Origin of the sequence: Agromyces albus (assembly GCF_030815405.1) — a bacterium.
Taxonomy (GTDB): domain Bacteria; phylum Actinomycetota; class Actinomycetes; order Actinomycetales; family Microbacteriaceae; genus Agromyces; species Agromyces albus_A.
Genome location: NZ_JAUSWX010000001.1, coordinates 2,727,736 through 2,754,053 on the forward strand (window position 1 = coordinate 2,727,736; position 26,318 = coordinate 2,754,053).

The following is a 26,318-nucleotide window of genomic DNA, read 5'->3' on the forward strand; positions in this document are numbered from 1 at the left end:
CGCCGAAAGCGCACAGAATCGGCGTGCAGCGCGACCTCGACGCGCAGAACGCGCGTTGCGGCATCCGCTCGCCTGGGGACCCCTTCGAGCCCCATTCGCGCCTGGATCAGGGCCTGATCCAGACCTCAGATGAGCTCTGTCGGAACGCGTCGCGAGGCACGGACGCCCCTCACGAGGTCGAACGTGAGCACCGCGAGGGCGACCCACACGAGGGCGAATCCGATCCACCGTTCGAGCGGCATCGGCTCTTGCAGCACCGCGACGCCGACGATGAACTGGATGAACGGCGCGAAGTACTGGATGAACCCCATGTAGATGAGCGGCAGCCGGCGCGCCGCGGCCGCGAACAGGAGCAGCGGCACCGCCGTGATGGCTCCGGCGAGCAGCAGCAGCGTCGTGTGCCAGCCGCTCACCGTGCCGATCGTGAGCCCGGTGGTCATCGACACGAACACGAGCTGCACGACGGCGAGCGGCGCGAGCCAGGCGGTCTCGAGGGTGAGCCCGGAGACTGCGTCGACCTTGGGCCCGACGCGCTTCTTGATGAGGCCGTAGAAGCCGAATGAGAACGCGAGCACGAGGGCGATCCACGGCAGCTGCCCGTAGCCGAAGGCGAGCACGACGACGGCGACGATGCTGATGCCGACGGCCACCCACTGCGTCACGTTGAGGCGCTCGCGCAAGACGAGCACGCCGAGGAAGACCGTGACGATGGGATTGATGAAGTAGCCGAGCGCGGCCTCGACGACCTGCCCGGTGAGGGTGGCGTAGACGTAGGTCTGCCAGTTGACGAAGATGAGCACGCCCGCGATGCCCATCGTGAGCACCGCGCGGCGGTCGCGCAGGATGGTCGCGAACGGGCGCCAAGCGCGCGTGACCGTGATGACGAGGGCGCAGAACACCAGCGAGAGCAGCACGCGCCATCCGACGACCTCGAAGGGCCCGGTGGGCGCGAGCGCAATGAAGTAGATGGGGAGGAAGCCCCAGAGACTGTAGGCGCTGATCGCGAAGACGAGTCCGGAGCGGCTCACGCCTGATGCGGGCGTGAGGTTCGCCCCGGCCGAGACATCGGAACGGGTTGACACCGGCTCAGACTACGCCTGACCGCAGACATCCGCCGCCGGGCATACGAAGAGGCCCGGATGCCGCAGGGCATCCGGGCCTCGAACGAATCGTGTCGACTAGCGAACCACGACCGCGAGCACGTCGCGGGCCGAGAGCACGAGCAGGTCGTCGCCGCCGAACTTGACCTCGGTGCCGCCGTACTTGGAGTAGATCACCTTGTCGCCGACTGCGACGTCGAGCGGGATGCGATTGCCGTTGTCATCGATGCGACCGGGGCCCACGGCCACGACCTCGCCCTCTTGGGGCTTCTCCTTGGCAGTGTCGGGGATGACGAGACCTGACGCGGTGGTCTGCTCGGCGTCGACCTGCTTGATGACGATGCGATCCTCGAGCGGCTTGATGGAAACCGACACGTTTGACCTCTTTCTTGACGAAGACTGTTTAGCACCCTCAAAGCGAGAGTGCTAAGACGAGTCTAGGCAGGATTTGGCACTCATGCAACGCGAGTGCCAGCGCACGGATGTGGGTGCTAGCGTGGCCGGGTGGATCGCGCCGAGCTCGTCGAACTGCTCTCTCCAGAGGGCCTCCGGCTCCTCGACGGCCTGCCCGCCTGGGATTCGAAGGCCGACATCGTGAAGACGGTCGCGGGACTGCGCCGCGAGGGGCATCCGTCGGGTCTCGTGGCCACCGTGCTCAGCCAATCGAAGCTGCGTGCGAAGGCCCGTGCGAAGTTCGGCGAGTTCGCCTCGCGCATGCTCTTCACCGAGGCGGGCCTCGAGCAGGCGACGCGGCTCAGGGTCGCCGCCCTGCATGCCGGCCGCTTCTCTCGAGCCGGCATCACGCACGTGGCCGACCTCGGCTGCGGCATCGGCGGCGACGCGCTCGCGATGGCCGCGATCGATCTCGAGGTGACGGCCGCCGAAGCCGACGAGGTCACCGCCGCGATCGCCGCGTACAACCTCACGCCGTTCTCGCGGGTCCAGGTGCTGCACGCACGCGCCGAAGACGTGCCGCTCGGCGGCATCGGCGGCGCCTGGCTCGACCCGGCACGCCGCACGACGACCGGAGGCACCACGAGGCGCATCTCGGATGCCGCCGACTACTCCCCCTCGCTCGACTTCGCGTTCGGCCTCGCCGAGCGGATGCCGGTGGGAGTCAAGCTCGGCCCGGGCACCGACCGCGACGTCATCCCCGCCGAATCCGAGGCGCAGTGGGTCTCGCTCGACGGCGACGTCGTGGAGCTCGGCGTCTGGCTCGGCCAGCTGGCACGCCCGGGCATCCGCCGCGCAGCGCTCGTGATCCGCGGCGACGCCGCCCACGAGCTCACGGCCGCGGCCGACAGCGAGGATGCTCCGACCGGCCCGATCGGCGACTACCTCTACGAGCCCGACGGCTCCGTCATCCGTGCGCGCCTGATCGGCGACCTCGCGCGCGCGAACGGTGCATGGATGGCGAGCGCCGGCATCGCCTACCTCACGGCCGATACACCGTTCGAGTCGCCCTTCGCGCAAGGGTTCCGGGTGCTCGAGCGACTTCCCGCCGACGAGCGGCAGCTGCGCCAGGCCCTGCAGGCGCGCCGCGTCGGCACCCTCGAGATCAAGAAGCGCGGGACCGACGTCGATCCGGCGGCGCTCCGCACGCGGCTGAAGCTGCGCGGCGACGAGTCGGCGACGATCGTGCTCACCCGGGAGCTCGGCCGGCACGTCGCGCTGCTCGTCGAGCGACTCTAGCGACGCGAGCGGCTCGAGCGACGCGCGCGGTCGGCTCAGGTGTGGGTGGCTCAGGCGGGCAGCGCGCCGAACACGATCGCGTAGTAGCCGATCCACACCGCTGAGAACACGAGGCCCGCGAGACCCGTGCCGATGCCGACGAACGCGAGCGTGCGGCCCTTCTCCTCGCGGCGCAGGCCCAGCACGCCGAAGATGATCGCGGCGATGGACAGCGGCAGCATCCATCCGACGAACAGCGATGCGATGGCCCCCATCGTGCCGACGACGGCCGCGATCCAGCTGTACACCCTGCGCTGGGTCGCCTCCTCGACAGCATCGGCCACGTCGCCGCCGGGCCGGTGCACGATGAGGAGCTGGCCGGTCGAGAGCGATTGCAACTGCCCGGTGTCGAAGGGCACCTCGAACTCGCGCACGGTCGGGTCGACACGGAAGGTCGGCTCGGCCGGCTGGTACGGCGCGAGCGGATCTCCCGGTTCGAAGCGATCGGGGGCCCCGCCCTCAGGCGAAACCCCCTCACGCTCGGTCATGAGTGCCTCATCAGTACGTGTAGTCCATCGTTCCTACGGTCGCGGCGAGGATGCCCCACAGCAGCAGTGAAAGCAGGCCGATGGCGATTCCGACGAATCCGAGGATGATGCCGGTGAGCCACATGCCCTTGGCCGCCGGCTCCTTCCGCTTGCCGATGAAGCCGAGCACCACGGCAGCCGCAGGGATGAACAGTTGCATGATGCCACCGACGAACGGGATGAAGACCACGAAGAAGCCCACGAGGCCGATGATGCCGGCGATCAGCGAGATGAGGCTGAACACGGGCGTCGGCTTGCTGGGCGTCGTGCCGTACGCGGGCGCCGCGTAGCCGGGCTGTGCCGGTGCGCCGTATGCGGGGGCGGCGGGCGGCTGGTCGGACGGCATCCCGTAGCCGGCAGCGGGCGGCGGAGGCGGCGGCGGCGTGGCCGAGCCGTAGCTCGGCGGCTCCGGCGGAGCCGGAGGAGCGGGCGGCTCAGGCGCTGCGGGCGGCTCGGGAGCCGACGGCACCTCGGGCTCGCTGGCGAACGGCTCGGCCGTGGCGCCGGCCTCGTCGGCCGAGAGCGGCGACTCGGGCGCGGCCGCCACTTCGGGCTCCTCGGGTGTCTTGGGCACCTTGGGAACGTCGTCGGGTCTGTTCGGATCACTCATTGGCATTCGCCCTTCTTCGTGGTCGTGTTCTGCTGGCACGCGCTCAGTACGTCGTGACAACACCGGTGGAGTAGAGGGCGGCGAGCCCCGCGATCACGACGATGACGACGATGATCGAGAGCACGATGCCGATGTAGCCGATGATGAGGCCGGCGAGCGCGAGGCCGCGGCCCTGTTCGCCGGTCTTCTTGATCTGGCCGAGTGAGATGTGTCCGCAGATGATGCCCGCGATGAATCCGATGCCCGTCGCGAAACCGACGAGGGATGCCACGAGGGAGACGATCGCGAGCGTGTTGGTCTTGCCGGTCGCCGGCTGGCCGTAGGCACTCTCGGCCTGGCCGTAGGCAGGAGGGCCGGCAGGCGGCGCGCTGTAACCGGGTGCTGAGGGCCCCGTCGGCGGCACGGGCGGCACGGGCGCTCCGGGCTCAGGAGTGTTCGGATCGGTCACGATGGTCCCCCTCATGCTGTGGTCATGCGCGCCGCCGTCTGCGGCGGGCGCGACGGCGGCGTCGACTGGCGACATCCGGCGTCTTCGAGTTCACACTATCGCGGCGATGGCACGATTCACAGGATCGCGTTCGGCATGGTCAGGCTTGGATTTCGGTGACGGGCAGCGTCGAATCGGCGCCGAATCCGAGCTCGGACGGTGCGTGGCCCGCCATCACGAGCTGGGCGCCGAGCGCGGCGATCATGGCTCCGTTGTCGGTGCAGAGGGAGAGCGGCGGCACACGCAGCGCGATGCCCGCGGCATCCGCTCGCGATTGGGCCACCTCGCGGAGCCGGGCGTTCGCGACGACGCCGCCGCCGAGCAGGAGCCTCGGCACCCCGAGGTCGGCGCACGCGGCGACGGCCTTGCCGACGAGCACGTCGACGACGGCCTCGCGGAAGCTCGCGGCGACGTCGGCGAGCGGCACGGGCTCGCCGGCCGCCTCACGCTGTTCGACCCAGCGGGCGACGGCGGTCTTCAATCCCGAGAAGCTGAAGTCGTAGCGATGCGCAGCCAGATCTTTCGGGTGCGTGAGCCCGCGCGGGAACCGGATCGCCGCCGGGTCGCCGCCGATCGCGGCCCGGTCGATCTCGGGTCCTCCGGGATACGGCAGGCCGAGCACGCGCGCGACCTTGTCGAACGCCTCCCCCGCGGCGTCGTCGATCGTCTCGCCGAGCAGCTCGACGTCGGCGACGAGGTCGCGCACGAGCAGCAACGAGGTGTGCCCGCCCGAGACGAGCAGCGCGACGGTGGGCGTCTCGAGCGGCGCCTCGTCGTCGAGCAGGTCGGCGCCGACGTGCCCGACGAGGTGGTTCACGGCGTAGATCGGCACCTCGAGCGAGAGGGCGAGGGCCTTCGCCGCTCCCACGCCGACCATGAGGGCGCCCGCGAGGCCCGGACCGTTGGTGACGGCGATCGCATCGATCTCGCCGAGCGCGACACCGGCCTCGTCGAGCGCGGTGCCGATCACCGGCCCGAGCGCTTCGAGGTGCGCCCGCGCGGCGACCTCGGGCACGACGCCGCCGTAGCGCGCGTGCTCCTCCATCGACGACGCGATGATGTTCGCGAGCAGGGTCGTGCCGCGCACGATGCCCACGCCCGTCTCGTCGCACGAGGTCTCGATGCCGAGCACGAGGGGCCGGGTGCGGTTCATCGCGCCTCCCCTGCGTCGGCGCGACGCGGCTGCATTCCGAGCGCTGCGTGGGCTCCGGATGCCGCGGGCCGCGTCACGGCGGCCGGCACCTCGAGTCGCATCGTGATCGCGTCGACCCCGTCGGGCTGGTAGTACCCGCGCCGAACGCCGATCTGGCGGAATCCGAGCGAGGCATAGAGCGCCCGCGCGATCGCGTTGTCGGCACGCACCTCGAGGAACAGTTCGGCGACGTGGCGGCGGCGGGCCTGGGTGATGAGCGCGTGCATGAGGCCGCGGCCGAGACCCATGCCCCGCGCGGCCGGCGCCACCGCGATGGTCTGGATGTCGCCCTGGCCGCTTCCGGCGGGGGCGAGCAGTCCCGCGTATCCGAGCAGGCCGACGGGCGGACGCTTCGGTGATGCGGCAGCACCGGCTCCATCGATGGCCGCTCCCGCGGCATCCGGCGCCTCGGCCTCTTCGGCCTCTGGAACGGGTGCCGCCGCATCGTCGACGGCGACGAGGTAGTAGCCGTGGGGGCTCTCGAGCTCTCGTCGCATTGCGTCTTCAGGCCAGGCATCGGTGACGAAGGTCTCGCGCTCGAGGCGCATGATCGCGTCGAGGTCTTCGACCTTCGCGCGGCGCATCAGCACGCTCATCGCAGCACCCGCTTTCGAGCGGACGGCGTGACGTCGGGGGCCCTGAGATACAACGGCGCATCGCCCGCGAGCGGCAGGCGCCCGGCGGCGAAGGCGAGCTCGGCGAGCATGCCGATGGCGCCCGCCGGCACGAGGTGGGCGTCGAAGCGGATGCCGCGGGCGGCGGGCACCTCGTCGCGCGGAGCGAGCTCGGGCCCGGTGAGCCGCACGGGCAGGTCGTCGGCGTCGAGCCCGTGGTACTCGCTCACGGCGAACTCGCGGCGTCGTGCATCGGTGACGACCTGCAGCCCGCCGATGCCGCCGTCGTGGTACCACGACCACGCCACGGCGTCGTGGCTGACGACCGGGACGAACGGCCTGCCGATGCCGAGCGCGAAGGCGTGCGCGGCCGCGATGCCGACGCGGAGCCCCGTGAACGGCCCGGGCCCCATACCGGCGGCGACCCCGGAGAGCCGACCGGGCGTCACACCCGCTACGGCGAGCGCATCGCGGATGAAGCCGCCCACGACTTCGGCGTGCCGCATGGAGTCGTCGGTGCCGACCTCGGCGAGGATGCCGCCCTCGCGGTCGACGACGGCGACGCTCGTGCCCGTCGAGGTGTCGATGGCGAGGAGCATGGAACCAGCCTACGGCCCGTCGGCGTAGGGGGTGCCCGCCCAGCGGGGGCCGTGGCCGGCCACCGTCATCGTGCGCGGCTCGTCGGCATCGAGCGGATCGTCATCGTCGAGATCGTCGACCACCTCGATCGCCGCGCTCGCACCGGTCGGCCGATCGATCGTGATCTCGAGCCATGACTCGCTCACGTCGTCGAGGAGCCCCGCCCCCCATTCGGCGACGACCACCGCGTGGTCGAAGTCGAGGTCGAGGTCGTCGAGCAGTGCAGCGCCGCCGAGCCGGTAGGCGTCGACGTGCACGAGCGGCGGCCCGCCGACGAGGCTTGGGTGTGTTCGAGCGAGCACGAACGTGGGACTCTGCACCGGCCCTCTCACGCCGAGGCCTGCCCCGATGCCCCGCGTGAGCGTGGTCTTGCCCGCCCCGAGCGGGCCGCTGAGCACGACGAGGTCGCCGGTGCGGAGCGCACCGCCGAGCTCACGGCCGAACGCCTCCATGTCTTCAGCCGTCGGCACCTCGATGCGCATCATCCGTCGCCCACGTAACGACGCGGCACCCGCACGCCGATACGGGTGACGATCTCGTAGCCGATCGTGTCGGCGGCATCCGCCCAGTCATCGGCCGACGGCGCTCCCGACGACGGGTCGCCGAAGAGCACGACCTCGTCGCCGACGACGACGGGCGCATCGCCCACGTCGACGAGGAACTGGTCCATCGCGATGCGGCCGACGACGGGCCGGCGCGCGCCTGCGAGCCACACCTCCGCCCGGTTCGACGCCTGCCGCGGCACTCCGTCGGCGTAGCCGAGCGGTACGAGCGCGAGCGTCGTAGGCCGTTCGGCTCGCCAGGCATGGCCGTAGGAGGCGCCGGTGCCGGCGTCGACGCGCCGCACGGCCGCGACCCTGCCCCGCAGCGTCATCGCGGGAACGAGGCCGAGGTCGGCGGCCGTGGTGCCGTCTCCGAACGGCGGCACGCCGTAGATGCCGATGCCGAGCCGCACGAGGTCGAACCGGGCTTCGGGCCTGCGCAGTGCCGCTGCGGTCGATGCGAGGTGACGCAGCTCTGGCGTGAGGCCCGCTGCGGATGCCGCGGCGAGCGCCCGCTCGAAGGCGGCGACTTGCGCGGCATCCTCGGCGGGCGAAGTGTTCGCGAGGTGGCTGAACACGCCGCGAACGCGCAACCGGCCGTCGCGCACGAGTTCGGCTGCGGCCTGGACGACGCGCTCCCAGTCGGCGGGGGCGACGCCGTTGCGGCTGAGCCCGGTGTCGATCTTCAGGTGCACCGCGGCGATGCGGTCCACGGATGCCGCGGCCTGCGCGATCTCGTTCAGCTGATGAAGCGACGAGACGCCGAGGTCGACGTCGCGCTCGATCGCGGGCGCGAACCGGGCGCCGGGATCGTGGAGCCAGGCGAGGAGCGGCGCCGTGATGCCGGCGTCGCGGAGGGCGATCGCCTCATCGAGGTCGGATGCCCCGAGCCAGTCTGCGCCGCCTTCGAGGGCCGCCCTGGCGACCGGCACGGCCCCGTGGCCGTAGGCGTCGGCCTTGACGACCGCCATCGAGAGCGCGGGCGCGACCTGCGCCGCCAATGCAGCGACATTGGCCCTGATCGCGGCGAGGTCGACGACGGCCTCCCGGAAGGGATGCCGCGCGCCGGGCGTCTCACTCATCGCCGGCACTCGAACCCGCGGGCGGGCCGACGGTCTCCGCCCCCTCGAGCACGACGAAGGCGCTCGCGATGCCCGCGTCGTGGCTCATCGAGAGGTGGACTCGCGCGATGCCGAGCGCCTCGACGTGCGCGGCGAGGGCACCGGCGAGCAGGAAGTCGGGATTGCCCTCGTCGTCTTGCACGATCTGCATGTCGTGCCAGCGGATGACCGCATGCCCGCCGAGGGCCTTGATGAGCGCTTCCTTCGCGGCGAACCGCGCGGCGAGCGACCGTGGCGCGCGCCCGCGTTCGCTCTCAGCGAACAAACGCTCGAGCAAGGCGGGAGTACGGGCCAGCGAGCGCTCGAAACGCCCGATGTCGACCACGTCGATGCCGATTCCCGAGATCACGATTGCCTCCGGCCTCGTCGCCGTGCTACTCGACCGTCACGGACTTCGCGAGATTGCGGGGCTGGTCGACGTCGAGTCCCTTGGCCTGGGCCAGCTCCATCGCGAAGAGCTGCAACGGCACGACCGCGAGGAGCGGCTCGAAGAGCGGGGCGGCGAGCGGAATGCGCAACACCTCGTCGGCGTACGGCAGCACCGCGGCATCCCCCGCCTCGGCGATCGCGATCACGCGCGCGCCGCGAGCCCGGATCTCCTGGATGTTCGAGACCACCTTCGGGTGCAGCGCCGCAGAGCCGCGGGGGCTCGGCACGACGACGAAGACCGGCTGGCCCGGCTCGATGAGCGCGATCGGCCCGTGCTTCAGCTCACCGGCCGCGAACCCCTCGGCGTGGATGTACGCGAGCTCCTTGAGCTTGAGCGCGCCCTCGAGCGCGATCGGATAGCCGACGTGGCGGCCGAGGAAGAGCACCGAGCGGGTGTCGGCCATCCAGTGCGCGAGTTCGCGGACGCGCTCGCCCTGCGCGAGCACGGTCTGGAGCTTGTCGGGCACCGCCTGGAGCTCTGCGAGCTGGGCCGCGAGCTTCTCGGGCGAGAGCGTGCCGCGCACCCGGGCGAGGTGCAGGCCGAAGAGGTAGAGGGCGGCGATCTGCGCGACGAACGCCTTCGTCGAGGCGACGGCGACCTCGGGGCCGGCGTGCGTGTAGACCACGGCGTCGGACTCGCGCGGAATCGTGGCCCCCTGCGTGTTGCAGACCGAGATCGTGCGAGCGCCCTGCTCGCGCGCGTACTTCACTGCCATGAGCGTGTCCATGGTCTCGCCCGACTGGCTGACCGACACCACGAGGGTCTCGGGGTCGAGCACCGGATCGCGGTAGCGGAACTCGTGGCTGAGCTCCACCTCGACAGGCACGCGGGCCCACTGCTCGATCGCGTACTTCGCGACCATGCCGGCGTAGGCGGCGGTGCCGCACGCGATCACGGTGATGCGACGGATGCCGCGGAGCTCCTCGTCGCCGAAGTCCTCGAGCTCGGGGATGACGACGGCACCGTCGACGATGCGGCCGAGGAGCGTGTTGGCGACGGCCTCGGGCTGCTCCGACACCTCCTTGCGCATGAACGACGACCAGCCGCCCTTCTCGGCGGCGGAGGCGTCCCATGCCACGTCGAACGGCTCGACCTCGACGGGCTCGCCGTCGAAGTCGGTCACGTCGACGCCGTCGGCCGTGATCGCGACGATCTGGTCTTGACCGATGGCCACAGCGCGCTTCGTGTACTCGACGAAGGCCGCGACATCCGAGCCCAGGAAGTTCTCGCCCTCGCCGAGACCGATGACGAGTGGCGAGTTGCGACCGCGCACCCACGACGAGGCCGGGCGCATCCTGATGCACGGCGAGGAGTGTGAAGGCGCCGTCGAGGCGGGCGACCGTCGTGCGGAAGGCCTCGCGCAGGTCGCCCTTGGCGCGGTACTCGCGGCCGAGGAGCACGGCGGCGACCTCGGTGTCGGTCTCACTGGAGAACTCGTAGCCCTCGGCGAGCAGTTCGTCTTTCAGCTCGGCGAAGTTCTCGATGATGCCGTTGTGGATGAGGGCGAGCCGGCCCTCGTCACCCAGGTGCGGGTGCGCGTTGCCGTCGGTGGGGCCGCCGTGCGTCGCCCAGCGGGTGTGGCCGATGCCCGTGCCGCCGCGGTGCAGCGGGTGCGCCTCGATCTCGTCGGCGAGGACCTTCAGCTTTCCGGCGCGCTTCGCGGTCTCGATGGTTCCGTCGTCGTCGACGATCGCCACGCCTGCCGAGTCGTAGCCGCGGTACTCGAGGCGACGGAGGCCTCCCATGAGGACGTCGATGCTGCTTCGTTCACCGACATATCCAACGATTCCACACATGCGCTCGATTCTATCCGTGGCGAGCTGGGCGCCCGCCGCGCAGGCGAGAGCGCGACACTAGACTGACGTGGTGCCCGATCAGAACATGTCGTCGTCGCAGGCACCCCAGAGTTCACCGTTCATCGAACTCGGCCGAGCCGATTGGGCCGCTCTCGCCCCATCGATGCCGGCGCCGCTCCGGGAGACCGAGATCGTGCAACTCCGCGGCCTGGGCGAGCCGCTCGACCTTCGCGAGGTCAACGAGGTCTATCTCCCGCTCAGCCGACTGCTGAACCTCTACGTGGGCGGCACGAAGTCACTGCACAAGGTCACGAGCGAGTTCCTTCGCGAGCGGTTCGAGTCGACGCCGTTCGTGATCGGCGTCGCCGGCTCGGTCGCCGTCGGCAAGTCCACGATCGCGAGGCTCCTGCGAGAGCTCCTCGCACGCTGGGAGCACACGCCACGGGTGGAGCTCATCACGACCGACGGCTTCCTGTTCCCGAATGCCGAGCTCGAGCGGCGCGGCCTCATGGACCGCAAGGGATTCCCCGAGTCCTACGACCGGCGGGCCCTCTTGCGCTTCGTGAGCGAGGTGAAGGCCGGGGCCGCCGAGGTGAAGGCGCCGTTCTACTCGCACCTCGCCTACGACATCGTTCCCGACGCCCAGGTCACCGTGCGCCGGCCCGACGTGCTCATCGTCGAGGGACTCAACGTGCTGCAGCCCCCGGGCCCCGGTCACCGCCTCGCCGTGAGCGACCTCTTCGACTTCACGATCTACGTCGACGCGCGCACGAGCGACATCGCCTGCTGGTACGAGGAGCGGTTCCTGAAGCTCCAGCGGGGTGCGTTCGCGAACCCCCGCTCGTACTTCCATCGCTACGCGAGCCTCACCGAGGAACAGGCGCGCAATCGCGCACGCGAGATCTGGCATGCGATCAACGAGCCGAACCTGCTGCAGAACATCCGCCCCACCCGGTCACGAGCCACGCTCGTGCTCCGCAAGAGCCCCGACCACTCGGTGTCGAGCGTGCTGCTGCGCAAGCTCTAGGCGCGGGTCAGGCGGCGCTGCCGTTCGCGAGTCGCACACGCACGACGTCGGCGAGGACCGCGGCGTGGTGCTCGGCCACCGCCTGCTCGGCGGCCTCGACCATCACCCGCACCATCGGCTCGGTGCCCGACGGGCGAAGCAGCACGCGACCCGAGTCGCCCAGTTCGGCTTCGACGGATGCGACCGCCGCGGCGATCTCGGCATCTTCGCCGAGCGCGTGGTGGTCGACATCGCGCACGTTCACGAGCACCTGCGGGTACACCGTCATCACGGAGGCGAGCTCGGCAAGGGTCTTCCCGGTGCGCGCCATCTCGGCAGCGAGGTGGAGTCCGGTGAGCACGCCGTCGCCGGTGGTCGCGTACTCGGTCATGATGACGTGGCCCGACTGCTCACCGCCGAGCGCGAGGCCCTCGGCAGCGAGTGCCTCGAGCACGTAGCGGTCGCCGACCTTCGTCTCGACGACCCGGATGCCCCGTTCGGCCATCGCGCGCCGGAGGCCGAGGTTCGACATGACAGTGACCACGAGGGTGTCGTCGGTGAGCTTTCCGCGCTCGTGCATCGACACCGCGAGGATCGCCATGATCTTGTCGCCGTCGACGATCTCGCCGTTCGCGTCGACCGCGAGGCAGCGGTCGGCGTCGCCGTCGTGGGCGATGCCGAGGTCGGCGCCGTGCTCGACCACGGCGGCCTGGAGCTGGCCGAGGTGCGTCGAACCGACTCCGTCGTTGATGTTCATGCCATCGGGATCGGCGCCGATGACGGTGACCCGGGCGCCGGCGTCGCGGAACGTCTCGGGCGAAACCCCGGCGGCAGCGCCATGCGCGCAATCGAGCACGACATGGAGGCCGTCGAGCCGGTGCGGCAACGTGCCGAGCAGGTGCACGACGTACCGGTCTTCGGCGTCGGCGAAGCGGCGGATGCGGCCGACTCCGTCGCCGATGGGCGCGAGCTTCGGCCGCCCGAGGAAGGACTCGATGCGGTCCTCGACCTCGTCGGGGAGCTTCGTGCCGCCGTACGAGAAGAACTTGATGCCGTTGTCGGGCGCGGGGTTGTGCGACGCCGAGATCATCACGCCGAAGTCGGCGCCGATGCTGTCGATCAGGTATGCCGTCGCGGGCGTGGGGATGACGCCGGCGTCGAGCACGTCGACACCCGAGCTCGCGAGGCCGGCCGACACGGCGGCGGTGATGAACTCACCCGAGACGCGGGGGTCGCGCGCGACCACGGCGACGGGACGTCGACCCGCGGCGCGGAGCTCGTCGGCATGGCGACCGCGAGTGAGGACGGCGGCGGCCGCCTGGGCGAGGCCCAGGGCCAGGTCAGCCGTGAGTTCACGGTTGGCCAGGCCCCGGACCCCGTCGGTTCCGAAGAGCCGAGGCATCGAGTGGACCGAACCCGAGCGCGTCAGCGCTTCGAGAACTGAGGAGCCTTGCGCGCCTTCTTGAGGCCGGCCTTCTTGCGCTCGATCACGCGCGCGTCGCGCGTGAGGAAGCCGGCCTTCTTCAGGCTGGCGCGGTTGTTCTCCCGGTCGATCTCGTTCAGCGCACGAGCGATCGCGAGACGCAGTGCGCCCGCCTGGCCCGAGGGGCCGCCGCCCGTGATCTTCGCGACCACGTCGTAGGAGCCGGTGAGCTCGAGCACCGTGAAAGGGTCGGTGATGAGCTGCTGGTGCAGCTTGTTCGGGAAGTAGGCCGCGAACTCACGGCCGTTGACCGTGATGCTCCCGGCGCCGGGAACGAGCCGCACGCGGGCGATGGCCTGCTTGCGTCGGCCGACAGCCGCGCCGCCGACGTTGAGCACGCGACGGGGGGTGCTGGGAGCAGCCTCAGGGGTGCTCTCGGTGGTGTAGCTCTCGGGAGCCGCTTCGATCTGGTCTGCGATCTTCGCCATGGTGGTGTGAATCCTTATTTCGAGAACGTCGAGTGCGCCGGAATTACTGGGCGACCTGGGTGAGGGTGTACGGCTTCGGCTGCTGGGCCGCGTGCGGGTGCTCCGGGCCGGTGTACACCTTCAGCTTCTTGAGCTGGGCGCGACCGAGCGAGTTCTTCGGGAGCATGCCGCGGATCGCCTTCTCGACGGCGCGGACGGGGTTCTTCTCGAGGAGCTCGGCGTAGCTGACGGCCGTGAGACCACCCGGGTAGCCCGAGTGACGGTAGGCCTTCTTCTGCTCGAGCTTCTGGCCGGTGAGGGCCACCTTGTCGGCGTTCACGATGATCACGAAGTCGCCGGTGTCGACGTGGTTCGCGAAGATCGCCTTGTGCTTGCCACGCAGCAGGGTCGCCGCGTGGCTCGCGAGGCGACCGAGCACGATGTCGGTTGCGTCGATGACGACCCAGTCGCGCTGGATGTCGTTCGACTTGGGAGTAAAGGTGCGCGTCACGGAAGTGCTGCTTTCTGATCGAGTGAGGGGTTCGTGAATCCCACTCCGTTCGAGAGTTCGTTCGCGATGCGAGACGAACGCCCGGGTGGAGGGCTCATCTTCGGATGCCGACGCAGTCGACGACACCAAAGTGCAAGCTTAGCCGACAGACCGACGGGCGTCCAATCGCGGCGCTTCGCACCTCGCGCACGGGATCATTCGAGCTCGTCGGCGTCGGGCAGGTCGAGCTGCACGTGCAATCGGCGACGCGCCCTCGTCTGCGCCGCCCTCGCCTCGAGCTCGTCGTTGTCGGGATATCCGACCTCGGTGAGCACGAGCCCCTTGGCGGGCATCACCGTGAAGGCGCTCGTTCGCTCCCCTGCATGCAGCATCTCGGCCGGCGCGCCGGCGTCGAGCCGACCCTCCCCCACCGCGACGATCGCACCGACGACGGCCCGCACCATCGAGTGGCAGAACGCGTCGGCCTGCAGCGTCGCCACGAGCACGCCGTCATCATCACGCCGCGTCCACCGGTAGGACTGCAGCGTGCGGATCGTCGTGGCTCCCTCGCGCGGCTTGCAGTAGGCCGCGAAATCGTGGAGACCGACGAGCGTGTCGGCCGCGGCGTTCATGGCGGACTCGTCGAGGGCACGATGGATGACGAGCGTGCGACGACGGTCGAGCGGGTTGCGCCGAGCGGATGCGTCGGCCACGCGGTACTCGTACCTCCGCCATGCCGCCGAGAACCGGGCGTCGAACCCGCTCGGCGCCCGATCGATGCCGGTCACGACGACATCGGCGTCGCTGCCGAGGATTCCGTTGACGCGCCGGGCGAGCACTGCCTCGGGGCTTGCCGCTTCAGCCGGGCGGCCGTGCCTCGAGCGGGACACGGCGGCGAGCGCCTCGAGCGGCACGTCGACGTGCGCGACCTGCCCGAGCGCATGCACCCCGGCGTCGGTGCGGCCGGCGACGGTGAGTCGCGGTGCCAAGCCTGAGCGACGGAACAGCGTCGCGAGCGCCGCCTCGAGCACTCCCTGCACCGTGCGGAGCCCCGGCTGGCTGCTCCAGCCGTTGAAGTCGGTGCCGTCGTAGGCGATGCCCATGCGAAGTCGGACGACGGATGCCGCCGCGTCGCCGTTGCCCGCGACATCCGATTGATCGTTCACTGCACCAGCCTAGGGTCGGGGTTCCCGTCGCGCGCCATCTGGGTCTGCGCGGGCGCTGGAGCGGGCACGGCGCGCGGTCCCGGGCCCCCGATGGTCAGCGCGATCACGGCACCCGTGACGAGCACCCATCCGGCGACGCCGACCTGCCACGGCACATACCCCTGCGTGAGGATGACGCCGACGCCGGCGATCGCGATCACCATCCACGCGATGACCGCGACCAGCGGCGTACGGCGCTCCACGGGGTCTGGCCAGCGCGCCTCGAGCCTCGGCACCACGAGGCAGCAGAGGGCCACGACGATGGCGATGGCTGCGATCCACAGGGGACGTGTCGCCCACCACGCCGGCGAGAGCACCGCCGGGAACGGAAGACCCACGATCGCCTGCGCGCCGACGACGACTGCCATGGCGAACGTGTGCCAGAGGTAGATCACCATGCCGTACACGCCGAACACGTACACGCCGCCGAGCAGTGCCCGGCGCTGCATCGCCCCGCGAATGGCAGGCTGCGCGAGCGCGAACAGCGAGACCTGGCCGAGCGCGAGCGCGAGGATGCAGAGCGTCGGCGGGTTGAGGTTGTCGAGCATGTCGTGGGAGTAGCCGAACACCGTCACGAGCACGACGATCACGCCATAACTGCCGGCCGCCATGGCCCAGAGGGTCGCCCGGGAGCGACGGGCGAACCAGCCGTCGCGCAGGCCGAAGCCGAGCTGCTGTGCGAACAGCCACACGAACAGCCAATTGAACGGGCCGATCGGCAGGCCCGTCGCGCGGACGAGCAGGTCGACCACGACGACAGCGCCCGCGAGACCGAGGTATCCGGCCCACGGCGCATGCCGGTGCACCGTCGACATCACGGGCACGAGCGCGGTGCACGCGATATAGACGGGGATGAACCACAACGGCTCGGCGAGCCGCACGGCGAAGGTGCGCACGAACTCGTCGTCGGCCCCCGCCGCGAGCATCAGGGCGAGCACGATGCCCACCGCCGCGGCCACGGAGACCACCGGACGAGCGAGCCGGATGACGCGAAGCCGCACGTAGTGGGCGACCGTCTCGCCGTGGCCGCGGAGCCGCCGCCACTGTGTGATCGCCGCGAAGCCGCCGCAGATGAAGAAGACGGGCATGATCATGAGCGGCCAGGTCGCCCAGGCGAGCGGCTCGAAACCGTCGAGCGCGTTGAACGCCCGGAGCGGATCGCCGCCGATTCCCATCTGGAGGGCGTGCAGGAGCACGACGACGGGAAGGCACAGGGCACGCGCGAAGTCGATGGACAGGTCGCGGTCGACCGGGACGCGAAGTGTGGACATGCGACTCCCTCTCGTGCGCCGGGGCCGGCCGCACCGAGAACAGAGTAGGGCAGAAACGGCGACCGGGCCGGTGCTCGGTCTCACGGCGCGGACGAAGGTGCCGCGCCCGCATTCGACCTCAGCAGCAGCACGGCCTCGCGCCATACTGGAGAGGTCGACGACGACGGGAGATCGCCATGACCGATCACTCCATTCCACGCACCACGCCCGACCGGTGGCGCGGCCTCGCGAGGACCACCGGCGTCACGGCCATCGTCGCCGTGGTGCTCCTCTTCGCCCCGATCATCGCGATCTCGGCATTGGGCGAGCCGGCCTTCGACGCCACGAATGAGGAGGCCGCGGAGTTCTTCCGGAATGCCGACACCCCGTGGATCGCCGCGGCCGAAGCCACCGCCTCGATCGGCATGCTGGCATTCCTGTGGTTCGTGGTCGGCCTCACGACACTGCTGCGGCGTGTCGAGGGTGAGCCGGCATGGCGTTCGACAGTGGCCCTCGTCTCGGGCACGGTCGTCGCGGCCTACGGGGTCATCGACGCGAGCTGGGACGCCGCCACCAACCGCGGCCAGGACCTCGACCCGGGCATCGCGGCCTTCGCCTTCGATCTCGGCAACCTCGGCTTCGCGAACACCTGGCTCGCACTCGGCAGCTTCGCGATCGCGAGTGGCTGGGCGCTCCTCGCCGGTCGCGCACTCCCCGCATGGTGGGGTTGGTGGGCGATCGTCGGCGGCGCCGGCCTGATCGCCGTGCGCTACGCCTGGGAGGGCTGGGTCTGGACCATCCCGTACTTCGTCTTCTGGGCGTGGGTCATTGCCATCGCCGTCCGCCTCATCGGTCGCCGCGCGCTCGCGGCCGCGACCATCCAGGCAGAGCGCGCGAGCTGATCCGTGCCGGCATGACCCCAGCAGCGCGAGCGAAATGACGCGATCGGAATGACGAAGGGCCCCGGTGCTGGTGCACCGGAGCCCTTCGTGAGTGGAAGTCGAGGCTACTTGGCCTCGGCCGACTCCTCGGCAGACGCCTCGGAGCCCGCGGCCTCGTCGACCGCGGCCTCAGCCTCGGTCACGACCTCGGCGGGAGTCTCCTCGGCGGCGGTCTCCTCGACCGGCGCCTCGTCGACGACCGGCGCCGCGGCAGCGGCGGGCTTCGCCGCGCGCTGCTTCGGCGTCACGGGCTCGAGCACGAGCTCGATGACCGCCATGGGGGCGTTGTCGCCCTTGCGGTTGCCGATCTTCGTGATGCGGGTGTAGCCGCCCTCACGGTCGGCCACCTGCGGCGCGATGACCGTGAACAGCTCGTGCACGACCGTCTTGTCGCCGATGACGCCGAGCACGCGACGGCGCGCGTGCAGGTCGCCGCGCTTCCCGAAGGTGACGAGTCGTTCGGCGAGCGGACGCAGGCGCTTGGCCTTCGTCTCGGTCGTGGTGATGCGCTTGTGCGTGAACAACGCAGCGGCGAGGTTCGCGAGCATCAACCGCTCGTGCGCGGGGCCGCCTCCGAGGCGGGGGCCCTTCGTGGGCTTCGGCATGGTTCGTTATCTCCAGTAGTCAGGGGGGTTGGTGCGACGGCCGGCTCGGCCGGCGTCAGCTCTCGTCGTCGAAGCCCGTGTAGAAGTGGGCGCCGTCGAATCCGGGAACCGAATCCTTGAGCGACAGCCCCATCTCGGTGAGCTTGTCCTTGACCTCATCCACCGACTTCTGGCCGAAGTTGCGGATGTTCATGAGCTGCGACTCCGAGAGCGCGACGAGCTCGGACACCGTGTTGATGCCCTCGCGCTTCAGGCAGTTGTAGCTGCGGACCGACAGGTCGAGGTCTTCGATCGGGATCGAGAGCTCGCTGGAGAGCACGGCGTCGACCGGCGCGGGGCCGATCTCGATGCCCTCTGCTGCGGTGTTGAGCTCGCGGGCGAGACCGAACAGCTCGGTGAGCGTGCGGCCGGCCGACGCGATCGCGTCACGCGGGGTGATGGCCGACTTCGTCTCGACGTCGACCACGAGGCGGTCGAAGTCGGTGCGCTCGCCGGCACGGGTGGCCTCGACGCGGTAGGTGACCTTGAGGACCGGTGAGTAGATCGAGTCGACCGGGATCTGGCCGGCCTCGCTGTACTCGTTGCGGTTCTGGCTGGCCGAGACGTAGCCGCGGCCGCGCTCGATCGTGAGCTCGAGCTCGAACTTCGCCGAGTCGTTCAGCGTCGCGATGACGAGACCGGGGTTGTGCACCTCGACACCGGCGGGAGCCGAGATGTCGGCGGCGGTGACCTCACCGGCGCCCTGCTTGCGCAGGTAGGCGGTGATCGGCTCGTCGTGCTCGCTCGAGACGACGAGGCTCTTGATGTTGAGGATGATCTCAGTGACATCCTCCTTCACGCCCGGAACGGTCGAGAACTCGTGGAGCACGCCGTCGATGCGGATGCTCGTCACGGCTGCGCCGGGGATCGAGGAGAGGAGGGTGCGACGGAGCGAGTTGCCCAGGGTGTAACCGAAGCCCGGCTCGAGGGGCTCGATCACGAAACGCGAACGGAACTCCGAGATGTTCTCTTCGGTGAGCGTCGGGCGCTGTGCGATCAGCACTGTTGATTCCTTTCGGCAGAGTGTCCGCTATATGACACTTGCGAGGTACGAGGATCTTGAGTTGTGGAGAGAACGGATGCCCCGGGGGCCGAACGATGCCTTCGCAGCGTTCGACCACCGGAGCGGAGAATCAGACGCGGCGACGCTTCGGCGGGCGGCATCCGTTGTGCGCCTGGGGCGTCACGTCGTTGATGCTGCCGACCTCAAGACCGGCGGCCTGAAGCGAACGGATCGCGGTCTCACGGCCTGAGCCGGGGCCCTTGACGAAGACGTCGACCTTCTTCATGCCGTGCTCCTGCGCCTGGCGGGCGGCCGACTCGGCGGCGAGCTGTGCGGCGAACGGGGTCGACTTGCGCGAACCCTTGAAGCCGACGCCACCGGAGGAGGCCCAGCTGATCACGGCACCGTTGGTGTCGGTGATCGAGACGATCGTGTTGTTGAACGTCGACTTGATGTGGGCCTGGCCCACGGCGATGTTCTTCTTTTCCTTTTTGCGCGGCTTGCGAGTAGCCGCCTTGGGTGCTGCCATTGAAATCTCCTAGTTCTGGCGAACGAGCGGTTACTTGCGGCCGGGCTTCTTCTTGCCGGCAACGGTGCGCTTCGGGCCCTTGCGGGTACGAGCGTTGGTCTTGGTGCGCTGGCCGCGGACCGGGAGGCCGCGACGGTGGCGGATGCCCTCGTACGATCCGATCTCGACCTTGCGGCGGATGTCGGCCGCGACTTCACGGCGAAGGTCACCCTCGACCTTGAAGTTGCCTTCGATGTAGTCGCGGAGGGCGACGAGCTGCTCGTCGCTGAGATCCTTCACGCGGATGTTGCCGTCGATGCCGGTGTCAGCGAGCGTGGTGAGCGCTCGCGTGCGGCCGACGCCGTAGATATAGGTCAGTGCGATCTCCACGCGCTTCTCGCGCGGGATGTCGACTCCTGCCAGACGTGCCATGTTGGCTTCTCCTGAATTGAAGTGGAGGTGTGGAGCAACACCGGTGCCCGGGCCTCCAACCCGAGGTGTCCCCGAGGCATCCGAGATGCCGCGGTTCTGGTGTTGCCGAATGCGGTGTTCAGTTGTGGAAAGCGGGGCGCGCACGCGGCGCACCCCGACGTCTGGCGATTAGCCCTGGCGCTGCTTGTGGCGCGGGTTCTCGCAGATCACCATGACATTGCCGTGGCGACGGATGACCTTGCACTTGTCGCAGATGCGCTTGACGCTGGGGTTGACCTTCATAGTTGTTCCTAGGATTCGCTGTCTTCGTACCCGCGGGATGCCGCAGGCCGTTACTTTCCGAGCAGCCCTTACTTGTAGCGGTAGACGATGCGGCCGCGCGTCAGGTCGTATGGGCTCAGTTCCACGATCACGCGGTCCTCGGGGAGGATGCGGATGTAGTGCTGGCGCATCTTTCCTGAGATGTGCGCGAGGACCTTGTGCCCGTTCGTGAGTTCCACCCGGAACATCGCGTTCGGGAGGGCCTCGACGACCGAACCTTCGATCTCGATGACGCCGTCTTTCTTGGCCATAGCCTCACTATCGCTTGGAGTTGGGATGCTGGTCGTGCGATGTGTTCGCGACCGACGATCGCTCGTCGGGCATGCCGAAGCAGGCGTGCAAACACCAAGGATCAACTATAGGTGATTCCGGGCGGGTTCGCCAGTCGGGACGCGGATGCCGCGCCCCGACCGTCACCCGCCGGCCTTGACGCGCGTGACCTCGGCGACGAGCCCCTGCTCGAGGGGGTGCCCCGCCGGGATTCCGGTGATCTCGTGCACGAACGCCGAGGCATCGCGCGAGCGCAGCAGTTCCTGCAACTCGACGCTCTCGGGATCGGACGGCAGGTCGAAGCGGAGCGCGGCGCCGATGGCCGCGAGCAGCCCGTCGACGGGATGCCCGTGCTCGGCGAGCTCCGCCGCTGCGCCGATGAACCGCTCATGACGGCCGAGCTTGCGGAGCGGCTGGCGTCCGACGCGCTCGACGGTGTCGGGCAGCTCGGGATTCCGGAATCGCTCGAGGATCTTCGCCCGATAGGCCGCTTGCTCGTCGTCGGTGAAGCCGTGCTTGCGGACGATGAGGGTCGACGTCTCGCCGAGCACCTGCTCGACCGCTACGGCCACGACGGGATCGGCGAGCGCCTCGCTGATGCGTGCGTGTCCGGCATCGCGACCGAAGTACGCCGTCGCGGCATGGCCCGTGTTCACCGTGAAGAGCTTGCGCTCGATGTACGGCGCGAGGTCGGCGACGAAGTGCGCACCCGGGATCTCGGGAGCGACCGCGCCGAACGGCGGCCGCTCGATCGCCCACTCGAAGAACGTCTCGACGGTCACGTCGAGACCCGCGTCGGGCGCTTGGGCCGGCACGATGCGGTCGACGGCGGTGTTCGCGAACACCGCGCGGGCGGCGATCGACGGCCACTCCTCGGCGCTCGAGAGCGACGCGATCTCGTCGCGGAGCAGGTCGGTGGCGTTGATCGCGTTCTCGCACGCCATGATCGCGAGCGGCGCGGCATCCGCGGGCCTCGCCCGCAGCGCGGCGATGAGGTGCGGGGCGATGAAGCGCAGGATCGTGGGGCCGACGGCGGTGGTCACGAGATCGGCGTCGGCGAGCTCGGCGGCGAGCAACGCGGCATCCGTGGCACTGTTGACGGCCCGGTACCCGTCGACGACGCGGTCGCGGGCACCGGCGCCGACCTCATGCACCGTGTAGTGGTCGGATGCCGCGAGGTCGTCGATGAGCGACGCGTTGACGTCGGCGAACACGAGCTCGTAGCCCGCCTCGTGGAGGAGGAGGCCGACGAAGCCGCGCCCGATGTTGCCGGCGCCGAAGTGCACGGCCTTCACGGTTCGTTGACCTCGGACAGGAGGGAGTGCAGCTCATCGGCCGACCCTGCCTCGACGAGGCGCTGCACGGCGTCGTCGTCGGAGAAGATGATCGCGATCTTCGAGAGGATCTCGAGGTGCTCGTTCTCGATGCCGGCGATGCCGACGACGAACCGCGCCTCCTCGCCTCCCCAGTCGACCGGGTCGTCGTAGCGGATCACCGAGAGCGCAGAACGGCGGATCTTGTCCTTCGCCTCGTTCGTGCCGTGGGGGATGGCGAGGAAGTTGCCCATGTACGTCGAGACCGAGCTCTCCCGCTCGAGCATCGAATCGACGTAGGCCGGGTCGACGGCGCCGACCTCCACGAGGATCGAGCCCGCTTCGCGGATCGCGTCGTCGCGGTGTGCGGCGCGCGGCGCGAGCCGCACGTTGCCCTTCGGAAGGATCTCTTCGGTCATGGGGTTCTCCTGCTTCCTCGTCGGTTCTCGTGCCTTCGTGGTTCGGTGCGGCCGGGCGGGTGCGGGGCGAGGAGCGAGCGGGCCCGGCGACGCGACCACCCGGGCGGCGACCGCCTCACAGGGAGGGGCCGCGACCCGGGCGCCGCTGCATCCGATGGGATCGTCAACGGCCCCGCTGGGACTCGATGATATTCACGACCTCGTCGTACTTCGGCGAATTCATGAAGTTGTCGACCGAGATGTGGATCGCATCGGGCGTCTTCGCCCGCGCCCGATCGGTCAGCTGGCTCTGCGTCACGACCAGGTCGGCCGAGTCGTCGAGGTTGGCGATGGCGCTGTTCACCACCGTGACATCCTCGATGCCCGCCTTCTTCATCTTGTTGCGCAGGACGCTCGCGCCCATGGCCGAAGAGCCCATGCCCGCGTCGCAAGCGAACACGACGTGCCTGACCTCTCGCGTCGCGACCGTGCCGCCGGCGAGACTGCCGTCGGTCTCCGCCTGGGTCTCGAGGCGGTCGACCGCGTCCTCGGCGACGCGCTCGTCGCTCGACCGAGCACGGAGCGCGTCCATCGCCGCCGACTTCCGGCCCTTGTTCGCCTCGGTCTGCAGCACCGCGTCGGCGAACGCGTCGGCCTCGTTGGCGAGGTCGCGTCGGCGCGTCGCCCGGAGGATGATGGCCGCGACGACGAACGTGACCGCCGCCGACAGGATCACCGAGAGGATCACCCCGAGATAGCTGTCGCTCGCGGTCTGCGCCATCACCGCGAAGATGCTGCCCGGCGCGGCGGGTGCCCGCAGGCCCGCGTCGAAGAGCATGTTCGTGGTCACGCCCGTCATGCCGCCCGCGATGAGGGCGAGGATGAGCGTCGGCTTCATGAGGGCGAACGGGAAGTACACCTCGTGGATGCCGCCGAAGAACTGGATGATCGCCGCACCCGGAGCGGACGCGCGTGCCGCGCCGATGCCGAAGATCGTGAACGCCAGCAGCAGTCCGACACCGGGGCCGGGGTTCGCCTCGAGCAGGAACAGGATCGACTTGCCCTCCTCCGCGGCCTGCGACACGCCGAGCGGGGTGAGCACGCCGTGGTTGATCGCGTTGTTGAGGAAGAAGACCTTCGCGGGCTCGATGAGGATGCTCGTGAGCGGGAGGAGGTTGGTCTCCACGAGCCAGCTCACCGCGCTGCCCAGCACATTCATGATGCCGTTGACGAGCCACGCGATCGGGTAGAACCCGACGATCGCCATGATGAAGCCCCAGATGCCGGCCGAGAACATGTTGACGAGCATCTCGAAACCGGCGCGCACCTTGCCGTCCCAGAGCGCGTCGAGCTTCTTCATCGTCCAGGCCGCGAGCGGCCCGAGGATCATCGCGCCGATGAACATGTGAATCTGACCGAGCTGGTTGTCTTCGGGCAGGGTGGCGTTGACCTGCGCGATGAGCAGGTCGGACCCGGCGATCGCGCCGAACGTCGCGATCGCGCCGACCACGCCGCCGCGCGCGCCGTGCACCATGTGGCCGCCCGTGTACGCGATGAGGAGCGGCAGCAGGTAGTGGATGAACGGCCCGACGATGGTCGCCAGGTCGGCGTTCGGCGTCCACCCCACCGTGATGAAGAACGCCGTGAAGATCCCCCAGGCGATGAGCGCGGGGATGTTGGGCATGATCATTCCGCTGAGGAACGTGCCGAACCTCTGGACCGCGACACGCCCTCCCCCAGGCCGCTTCGTGTCCGAAGACGTCGTTGTCATGGTGATGCCTCTCTCATGGTTACGACGCGGCTGCCCGCGTCGCGGTGATCTCGGATGCGGCGGCCTGTGCCGCCTGCTTGGCTTCGACCGCTCCCTCAGCGGCCAGAGCTGCCTGGGCGAGCGCCTTCGCGTCGTCCTGGCTGTACCGCGCGAGGGAGGCGCGGACATCTGCGAGTGCCGATGGCGACATCGACAGGCTCGTGGCGCCGAGGCCCACGAGCACGACGGCGAGCAGCGGGTCGGCGGCGGCTTCGCCGCAGATGCCGACCGGCTTGCCGAGTTCGATGCCGGCACGGCCGACTTCGGCGATGAGCTTGAGGACCGCGGGATGCCACGGGTCCTGCAGCTTCGCGACGGTGCCGAGCATGCGGTCGGCCGCCATCGTGTACTGGGTGAGGTCGTTCGTGCCGATCGAGGCGAACGCCGCGTGCGCGAGCACCTGCCGGGCGAGGAGCGCCGCGGACGGCACCTCCACCATGACGCCCGCGACCCTGATGCCGAGCTCGCCGGCGAGCCGCGTGAAGTACTCGGTCTCCTCGACGGTGGCGATCATCGGCGCCATGACCCAGAGTTCGGCGTCGGTCGCCGCGTCGGCCGCGGCGAGCGCGGTGAGCTGCTCGCGCAGGATGACCTCGGCGTGCCGCAGGGCACGGATGCCGCGCAGTCCGAGTGCCGGGTTCTCTTCAGGAGCGTCGTTCAGGAACGAGAGAGGTTTGTCGGCCCCGGCGTCGAGCACGCGCACGACGACCTTCCTGCCCGCGAACGCGGAGAGCAGCTTCGTGTAGTGCTGCTGCTGGTCGATCACGCTCGGCGCGCTGTCGGCGTCGAGGAAGAGGAACTCGGTTCGGAAGAGCCCGACGCCCTCGGCCCCGAGCTGGATGGCCTCGGCGGCGCCGTCGGCGGATCCGAGGTTCGCGAGGAGCGGCACCGGCGTGCCGTCGGCGAGGGCTCCCGGCGAGACCGGTGCGGCGAGGCGTGCCGCGCGTTCGGCGATGCGCTCCTGTGCCTCCGCGATCGCCGCGGGTGAGGGTTCGGTGACGACGAGGCTGTTCTCGGCGTCGACGATGACGGTGTCGCCGTCGGCGAGGCTCGCGGCATCCGCTGCTCCCACGATCGCGACGATCGACTTCTCACGGGCGAGAATGGCGGTGTGCGAGGTGGGGCCACCGTCGACCGTCACGAGGCCGAGCACCTGGTCGAGGTCGAGCGTGGCCGTGTCGGCCGGCGCGAGATCGCGGGCCACGAGGATGAACGGATGCCCCGGGCTCGGCACTCCCGGCGCTGGCAGTTTCAGCAGGTGCGCGATGACCCGCTGCGAGATGTCGTCGAGGTCGGTGGCGCGTTCCGCCATGTAACCGCCCATGCCGGCGAGCAGGTCGCGGTACGAGGCGAAGGCCTCGAACACGGCGCGCTCGGCGGTCTTGCCCGTCGCGAGCCGCGTCGTGACCTCGTCGATGAGGCTCGGGTCCTCGGCCATCATGGCTTGCGCCTCGAGCACGTCCTTCGCGGCGCCGCCGGCCTTCGCACCGCGGCTCGCGAGCTCCGCGGCGACGACCGAGAGCGATGCCCTCGCCCGTTCGCCCTCGCGCTCGGGGTCGAGGTGGCTCGGCCGGTCGACCGGTTCGGGCAGTCGCTCCGCCATTCGCACGACCGGCCCGACTGCGACACCCTGACCGATGCCCGTACCCGTGATTTTCATCATTCGCCTTCCTCCAACGGTTCGAAAGGAGACGGATGCCCCGCGCTACTCGTCGTGGTCGGTGCTGAGCAGCTCGACCAGACGGTCGAGCACGACGTGCTCGTCACCGCCGTCGACGACGATCGTGACGTCGTCGCCGTGGTCGATGCCCTGCGCGATGACCGCGAGAATGCTCGCAGCATTGACGGGGTTGCCACCGGACTTGCTGATCGTGACAGCGGCCCCCGACGAGGCGACGGCCTGGGTGAAGAGTTTGGCAGGCCTCGCGTGCAGGCCGTGCGTCGATCCGATTCGAACTGTGCGTTCCACCATGATTCCGGTCTCCGTCGCTGGCGTCCGTTCCCTCGTTCACCATATCCCCATGCAGCAGGTGACGAGGGGGCGGCGG

At 69.7% G+C, this 26,318-nt stretch carries 30 protein-coding genes and 1 pseudogene; 3 read left to right on the top strand and 28 right to left on the bottom strand.

All coding sequences use genetic code 11. The features are described from left to right. Positions 1–125: 125 nt before the first annotated feature. A complete protein-coding gene (gene rarD / locus QFZ29_RS12765) occupies positions 126–1,082 on the bottom strand; it encodes an EamA family transporter RarD (protein WP_306894458.1) in 957 nt (318 codons plus the stop codon). Positions 1,083–1,178: 96 nt separating this feature from the next. Continuing rightward, entirely contained in the window at positions 1,179–1,475 is a 297-nt protein-coding gene (gene groES / locus QFZ29_RS12770; RefSeq protein WP_129521053.1) for a co-chaperone GroES, read from the bottom strand. A gap of 129 nt (positions 1,476–1,604) precedes the next feature. On the opposite strand from groES, the gene QFZ29_RS12775 reads away from it, so the two are divergent. Then, positions 1,605–2,792, top strand: a complete 1,188-nt coding sequence (locus QFZ29_RS12775; protein WP_306894459.1) for a class I SAM-dependent methyltransferase — start codon at positions 1,605–1,607, stop codon at positions 2,790–2,792. Positions 2,793–2,842: 50 nt separating this feature from the next. Here the strand turns inward: QFZ29_RS12775 and QFZ29_RS12780 are convergent, their stop codons facing one another. The 10 genes and pseudogenes from QFZ29_RS12780 to glmS all read right to left on the bottom strand — a co-directional run bounded on the left by QFZ29_RS12780 (position 2,843) and on the right by glmS (position 10,789). Next, the gene (locus tag QFZ29_RS12780; RefSeq protein WP_306894460.1) at positions 2,843–3,319 is read right to left on the bottom strand and encodes a DUF4190 domain-containing protein; all 477 of its coding nucleotides are present in this window, start codon (positions 3,317–3,319) and stop codon (positions 2,843–2,845) included. A 10-nt stretch (positions 3,320–3,329) separates the two neighbouring features. Beyond that, entirely contained in the window at positions 3,330–3,968 is a 639-nt protein-coding gene (locus QFZ29_RS12785) for a DUF4190 domain-containing protein (protein ID WP_306894461.1), read from the bottom strand. A 43-nt stretch (positions 3,969–4,011) separates the two neighbouring features. Then, entirely contained in the window at positions 4,012–4,416 is a 405-nt protein-coding gene (locus tag QFZ29_RS12790; RefSeq protein WP_306894462.1) for a DUF4190 domain-containing protein, read from the bottom strand. A gap of 139 nt (positions 4,417–4,555) precedes the next feature. Next, entirely contained in the window at positions 4,556–5,608 is a 1,053-nt protein-coding gene (gene tsaD, locus QFZ29_RS12795) for a tRNA (adenosine(37)-N6)-threonylcarbamoyltransferase complex transferase subunit TsaD (RefSeq protein ID WP_306894463.1), read from the bottom strand. Further along, the gene (gene rimI, locus QFZ29_RS12800) at positions 5,605–6,243 is read right to left on the bottom strand and encodes a ribosomal protein S18-alanine N-acetyltransferase (RefSeq protein WP_306894464.1); all 639 of its coding nucleotides are present in this window, start codon (positions 6,241–6,243) and stop codon (positions 5,605–5,607) included. Before rimI ends, tsaD begins: the two co-directional genes overlap by 4 nt. Continuing rightward, positions 6,240–6,860 (bottom strand): tRNA (adenosine(37)-N6)-threonylcarbamoyltransferase complex dimerization subunit type 1 TsaB, encoded by a 621-nt coding sequence (tsaB, locus tag QFZ29_RS12805; protein WP_306894465.1) that lies wholly within the window; start codon positions 6,858–6,860, stop codon positions 6,240–6,242. The genes rimI and tsaB overlap by 4 nt, the downstream gene beginning before the upstream one ends. Before the next feature lie 9 nt (positions 6,861–6,869). Continuing rightward, positions 6,870–7,385, bottom strand: coding sequence for a tRNA (adenosine(37)-N6)-threonylcarbamoyltransferase complex ATPase subunit type 1 TsaE (gene tsaE / locus QFZ29_RS12810; protein WP_306894466.1), 516 nt, complete (start codon positions 7,383–7,385; stop codon positions 6,870–6,872). Further along, positions 7,382–8,524: an alanine racemase gene (alr, locus tag QFZ29_RS12815; protein ID WP_306894467.1), complete on the bottom strand. Its 1,143-nt coding sequence runs from the start codon at positions 8,522–8,524 to the stop codon at positions 7,382–7,384. The genes tsaE and alr overlap by 4 nt, the downstream gene beginning before the upstream one ends. After that, complete coding sequence (locus tag QFZ29_RS12820; RefSeq protein ID WP_306894468.1) at positions 8,517–8,912, bottom strand: holo-ACP synthase; 396 nt, start codon at positions 8,910–8,912, stop codon at positions 8,517–8,519. Before QFZ29_RS12820 ends, alr begins: the two co-directional genes overlap by 8 nt. A gap of 25 nt (positions 8,913–8,937) precedes the next feature. Beyond that, a pseudogene (gene glmS / locus QFZ29_RS12825) lies at positions 8,938–10,789 on the bottom strand (glutamine--fructose-6-phosphate transaminase (isomerizing)). A gap of 85 nt (positions 10,790–10,874) precedes the next feature. Between glmS and coaA the strand changes: the two are divergent. Then, positions 10,875–11,816 carry a type I pantothenate kinase gene (gene coaA, locus QFZ29_RS12830; protein WP_306896716.1) on the top strand — a complete coding sequence of 314 codons (942 nt, stop codon included), beginning with the start codon at positions 10,875–10,877 and terminating at the stop codon, positions 11,814–11,816. A gap of 7 nt (positions 11,817–11,823) precedes the next feature. Here the strand turns inward: coaA and glmM are convergent, their stop codons facing one another. The 5 genes from glmM to QFZ29_RS12855 form a co-directional block, all read right to left on the bottom strand. Then, positions 11,824–13,197, bottom strand: a complete 1,374-nt coding sequence (gene glmM / locus QFZ29_RS12835; protein ID WP_306894469.1) for a phosphoglucosamine mutase — start codon at positions 13,195–13,197, stop codon at positions 11,824–11,826. Between the two features lie 23 nt (positions 13,198–13,220). Then, positions 13,221–13,706 (bottom strand): 30S ribosomal protein S9, encoded by a 486-nt coding sequence (rpsI, locus tag QFZ29_RS12840; RefSeq protein ID WP_129520991.1) that lies wholly within the window; start codon positions 13,704–13,706, stop codon positions 13,221–13,223. Positions 13,707–13,749: 43 nt separating this feature from the next. Next, on the bottom strand, positions 13,750–14,196 hold the full coding sequence (rplM, locus tag QFZ29_RS12845) for a 50S ribosomal protein L13 (protein WP_129520990.1): 447 nt from the start codon (positions 14,194–14,196) through the stop codon (positions 13,750–13,752). A gap of 194 nt (positions 14,197–14,390) precedes the next feature. Further along, positions 14,391–15,278, bottom strand: coding sequence for a tRNA pseudouridine(38-40) synthase TruA (gene truA / locus QFZ29_RS12850; RefSeq protein WP_306896718.1), 888 nt, complete (start codon positions 15,276–15,278; stop codon positions 14,391–14,393). Between the two features lie 59 nt (positions 15,279–15,337). Next, on the bottom strand, positions 15,338–16,651 hold the full coding sequence (locus tag QFZ29_RS12855; RefSeq protein ID WP_306894470.1) for an acyltransferase family protein: 1,314 nt from the start codon (positions 16,649–16,651) through the stop codon (positions 15,338–15,340). Between the two features lie 176 nt (positions 16,652–16,827). Here QFZ29_RS12855 and QFZ29_RS12860 point away from each other — a divergent pair, with 176 nt between their 5' ends. Continuing rightward, positions 16,828–17,532, top strand: a complete 705-nt coding sequence (locus QFZ29_RS12860) for a hypothetical protein (RefSeq protein ID WP_306894471.1) — start codon at positions 16,828–16,830, stop codon at positions 17,530–17,532. A gap of 104 nt (positions 17,533–17,636) precedes the next feature. Here the strand turns inward: QFZ29_RS12860 and rplQ are convergent, their stop codons facing one another. The 11 genes from rplQ to QFZ29_RS12915 form a co-directional block, all read right to left on the bottom strand. After that, complete coding sequence (gene rplQ / locus QFZ29_RS12865; protein WP_306894472.1) at positions 17,637–18,176, bottom strand: 50S ribosomal protein L17; 540 nt, start codon at positions 18,174–18,176, stop codon at positions 17,637–17,639. 55 nt (positions 18,177–18,231) lie between these two features. Next, on the bottom strand, positions 18,232–19,218 hold the full coding sequence (locus tag QFZ29_RS12870) for a DNA-directed RNA polymerase subunit alpha (RefSeq protein WP_129520986.1): 987 nt from the start codon (positions 19,216–19,218) through the stop codon (positions 18,232–18,234). 130 nt (positions 19,219–19,348) lie between these two features. Beyond that, positions 19,349–19,747: a 30S ribosomal protein S11 gene (rpsK, locus tag QFZ29_RS12875; protein ID WP_022889749.1), complete on the bottom strand. Its 399-nt coding sequence runs from the start codon at positions 19,745–19,747 to the stop codon at positions 19,349–19,351. 30 nt (positions 19,748–19,777) lie between these two features. Further along, the gene (rpsM, locus tag QFZ29_RS12880) at positions 19,778–20,158 is read right to left on the bottom strand and encodes a 30S ribosomal protein S13 (protein ID WP_214868980.1); all 381 of its coding nucleotides are present in this window, start codon (positions 20,156–20,158) and stop codon (positions 19,778–19,780) included. A 168-nt stretch (positions 20,159–20,326) separates the two neighbouring features. After that, positions 20,327–20,440, bottom strand: coding sequence for a 50S ribosomal protein L36 (gene rpmJ, locus QFZ29_RS12885; RefSeq protein WP_129520984.1), 114 nt, complete (start codon positions 20,438–20,440; stop codon positions 20,327–20,329). Between the two features lie 68 nt (positions 20,441–20,508). Further along, positions 20,509–20,730 (bottom strand): translation initiation factor IF-1, encoded by a 222-nt coding sequence (gene infA, locus QFZ29_RS12890; protein ID WP_021759551.1) that lies wholly within the window; start codon positions 20,728–20,730, stop codon positions 20,509–20,511. A 162-nt stretch (positions 20,731–20,892) separates the two neighbouring features. Further along, complete coding sequence (locus tag QFZ29_RS12895; protein ID WP_306894473.1) at positions 20,893–22,044, bottom strand: mannitol-1-phosphate 5-dehydrogenase; 1,152 nt, start codon at positions 22,042–22,044, stop codon at positions 20,893–20,895. Continuing rightward, positions 22,041–22,481: a PTS sugar transporter subunit IIA gene (locus QFZ29_RS12900; protein ID WP_306894474.1), complete on the bottom strand. Its 441-nt coding sequence runs from the start codon at positions 22,479–22,481 to the stop codon at positions 22,041–22,043. Before QFZ29_RS12900 ends, QFZ29_RS12895 begins: the two co-directional genes overlap by 4 nt. Positions 22,482–22,644: 163 nt before the next feature. Further along, positions 22,645–24,144 carry a PTS mannitol transporter subunit IICB gene (locus tag QFZ29_RS12905; protein WP_373426212.1) on the bottom strand — a complete coding sequence of 500 codons (1,500 nt, stop codon included), beginning with the start codon at positions 24,142–24,144 and terminating at the stop codon, positions 22,645–22,647. Positions 24,145–24,250: 106 nt separating this feature from the next. Then, positions 24,251–25,933 carry a phosphoenolpyruvate--protein phosphotransferase gene (ptsP, locus tag QFZ29_RS12910; RefSeq protein ID WP_306894476.1) on the bottom strand — a complete coding sequence of 561 codons (1,683 nt, stop codon included), beginning with the start codon at positions 25,931–25,933 and terminating at the stop codon, positions 24,251–24,253. A 42-nt stretch (positions 25,934–25,975) separates the two neighbouring features. Next, the gene (locus QFZ29_RS12915) at positions 25,976–26,242 is read right to left on the bottom strand and encodes an HPr family phosphocarrier protein (RefSeq protein WP_306894477.1); all 267 of its coding nucleotides are present in this window, start codon (positions 26,240–26,242) and stop codon (positions 25,976–25,978) included. Positions 26,243–26,318 lie beyond the last annotated feature (76 nt).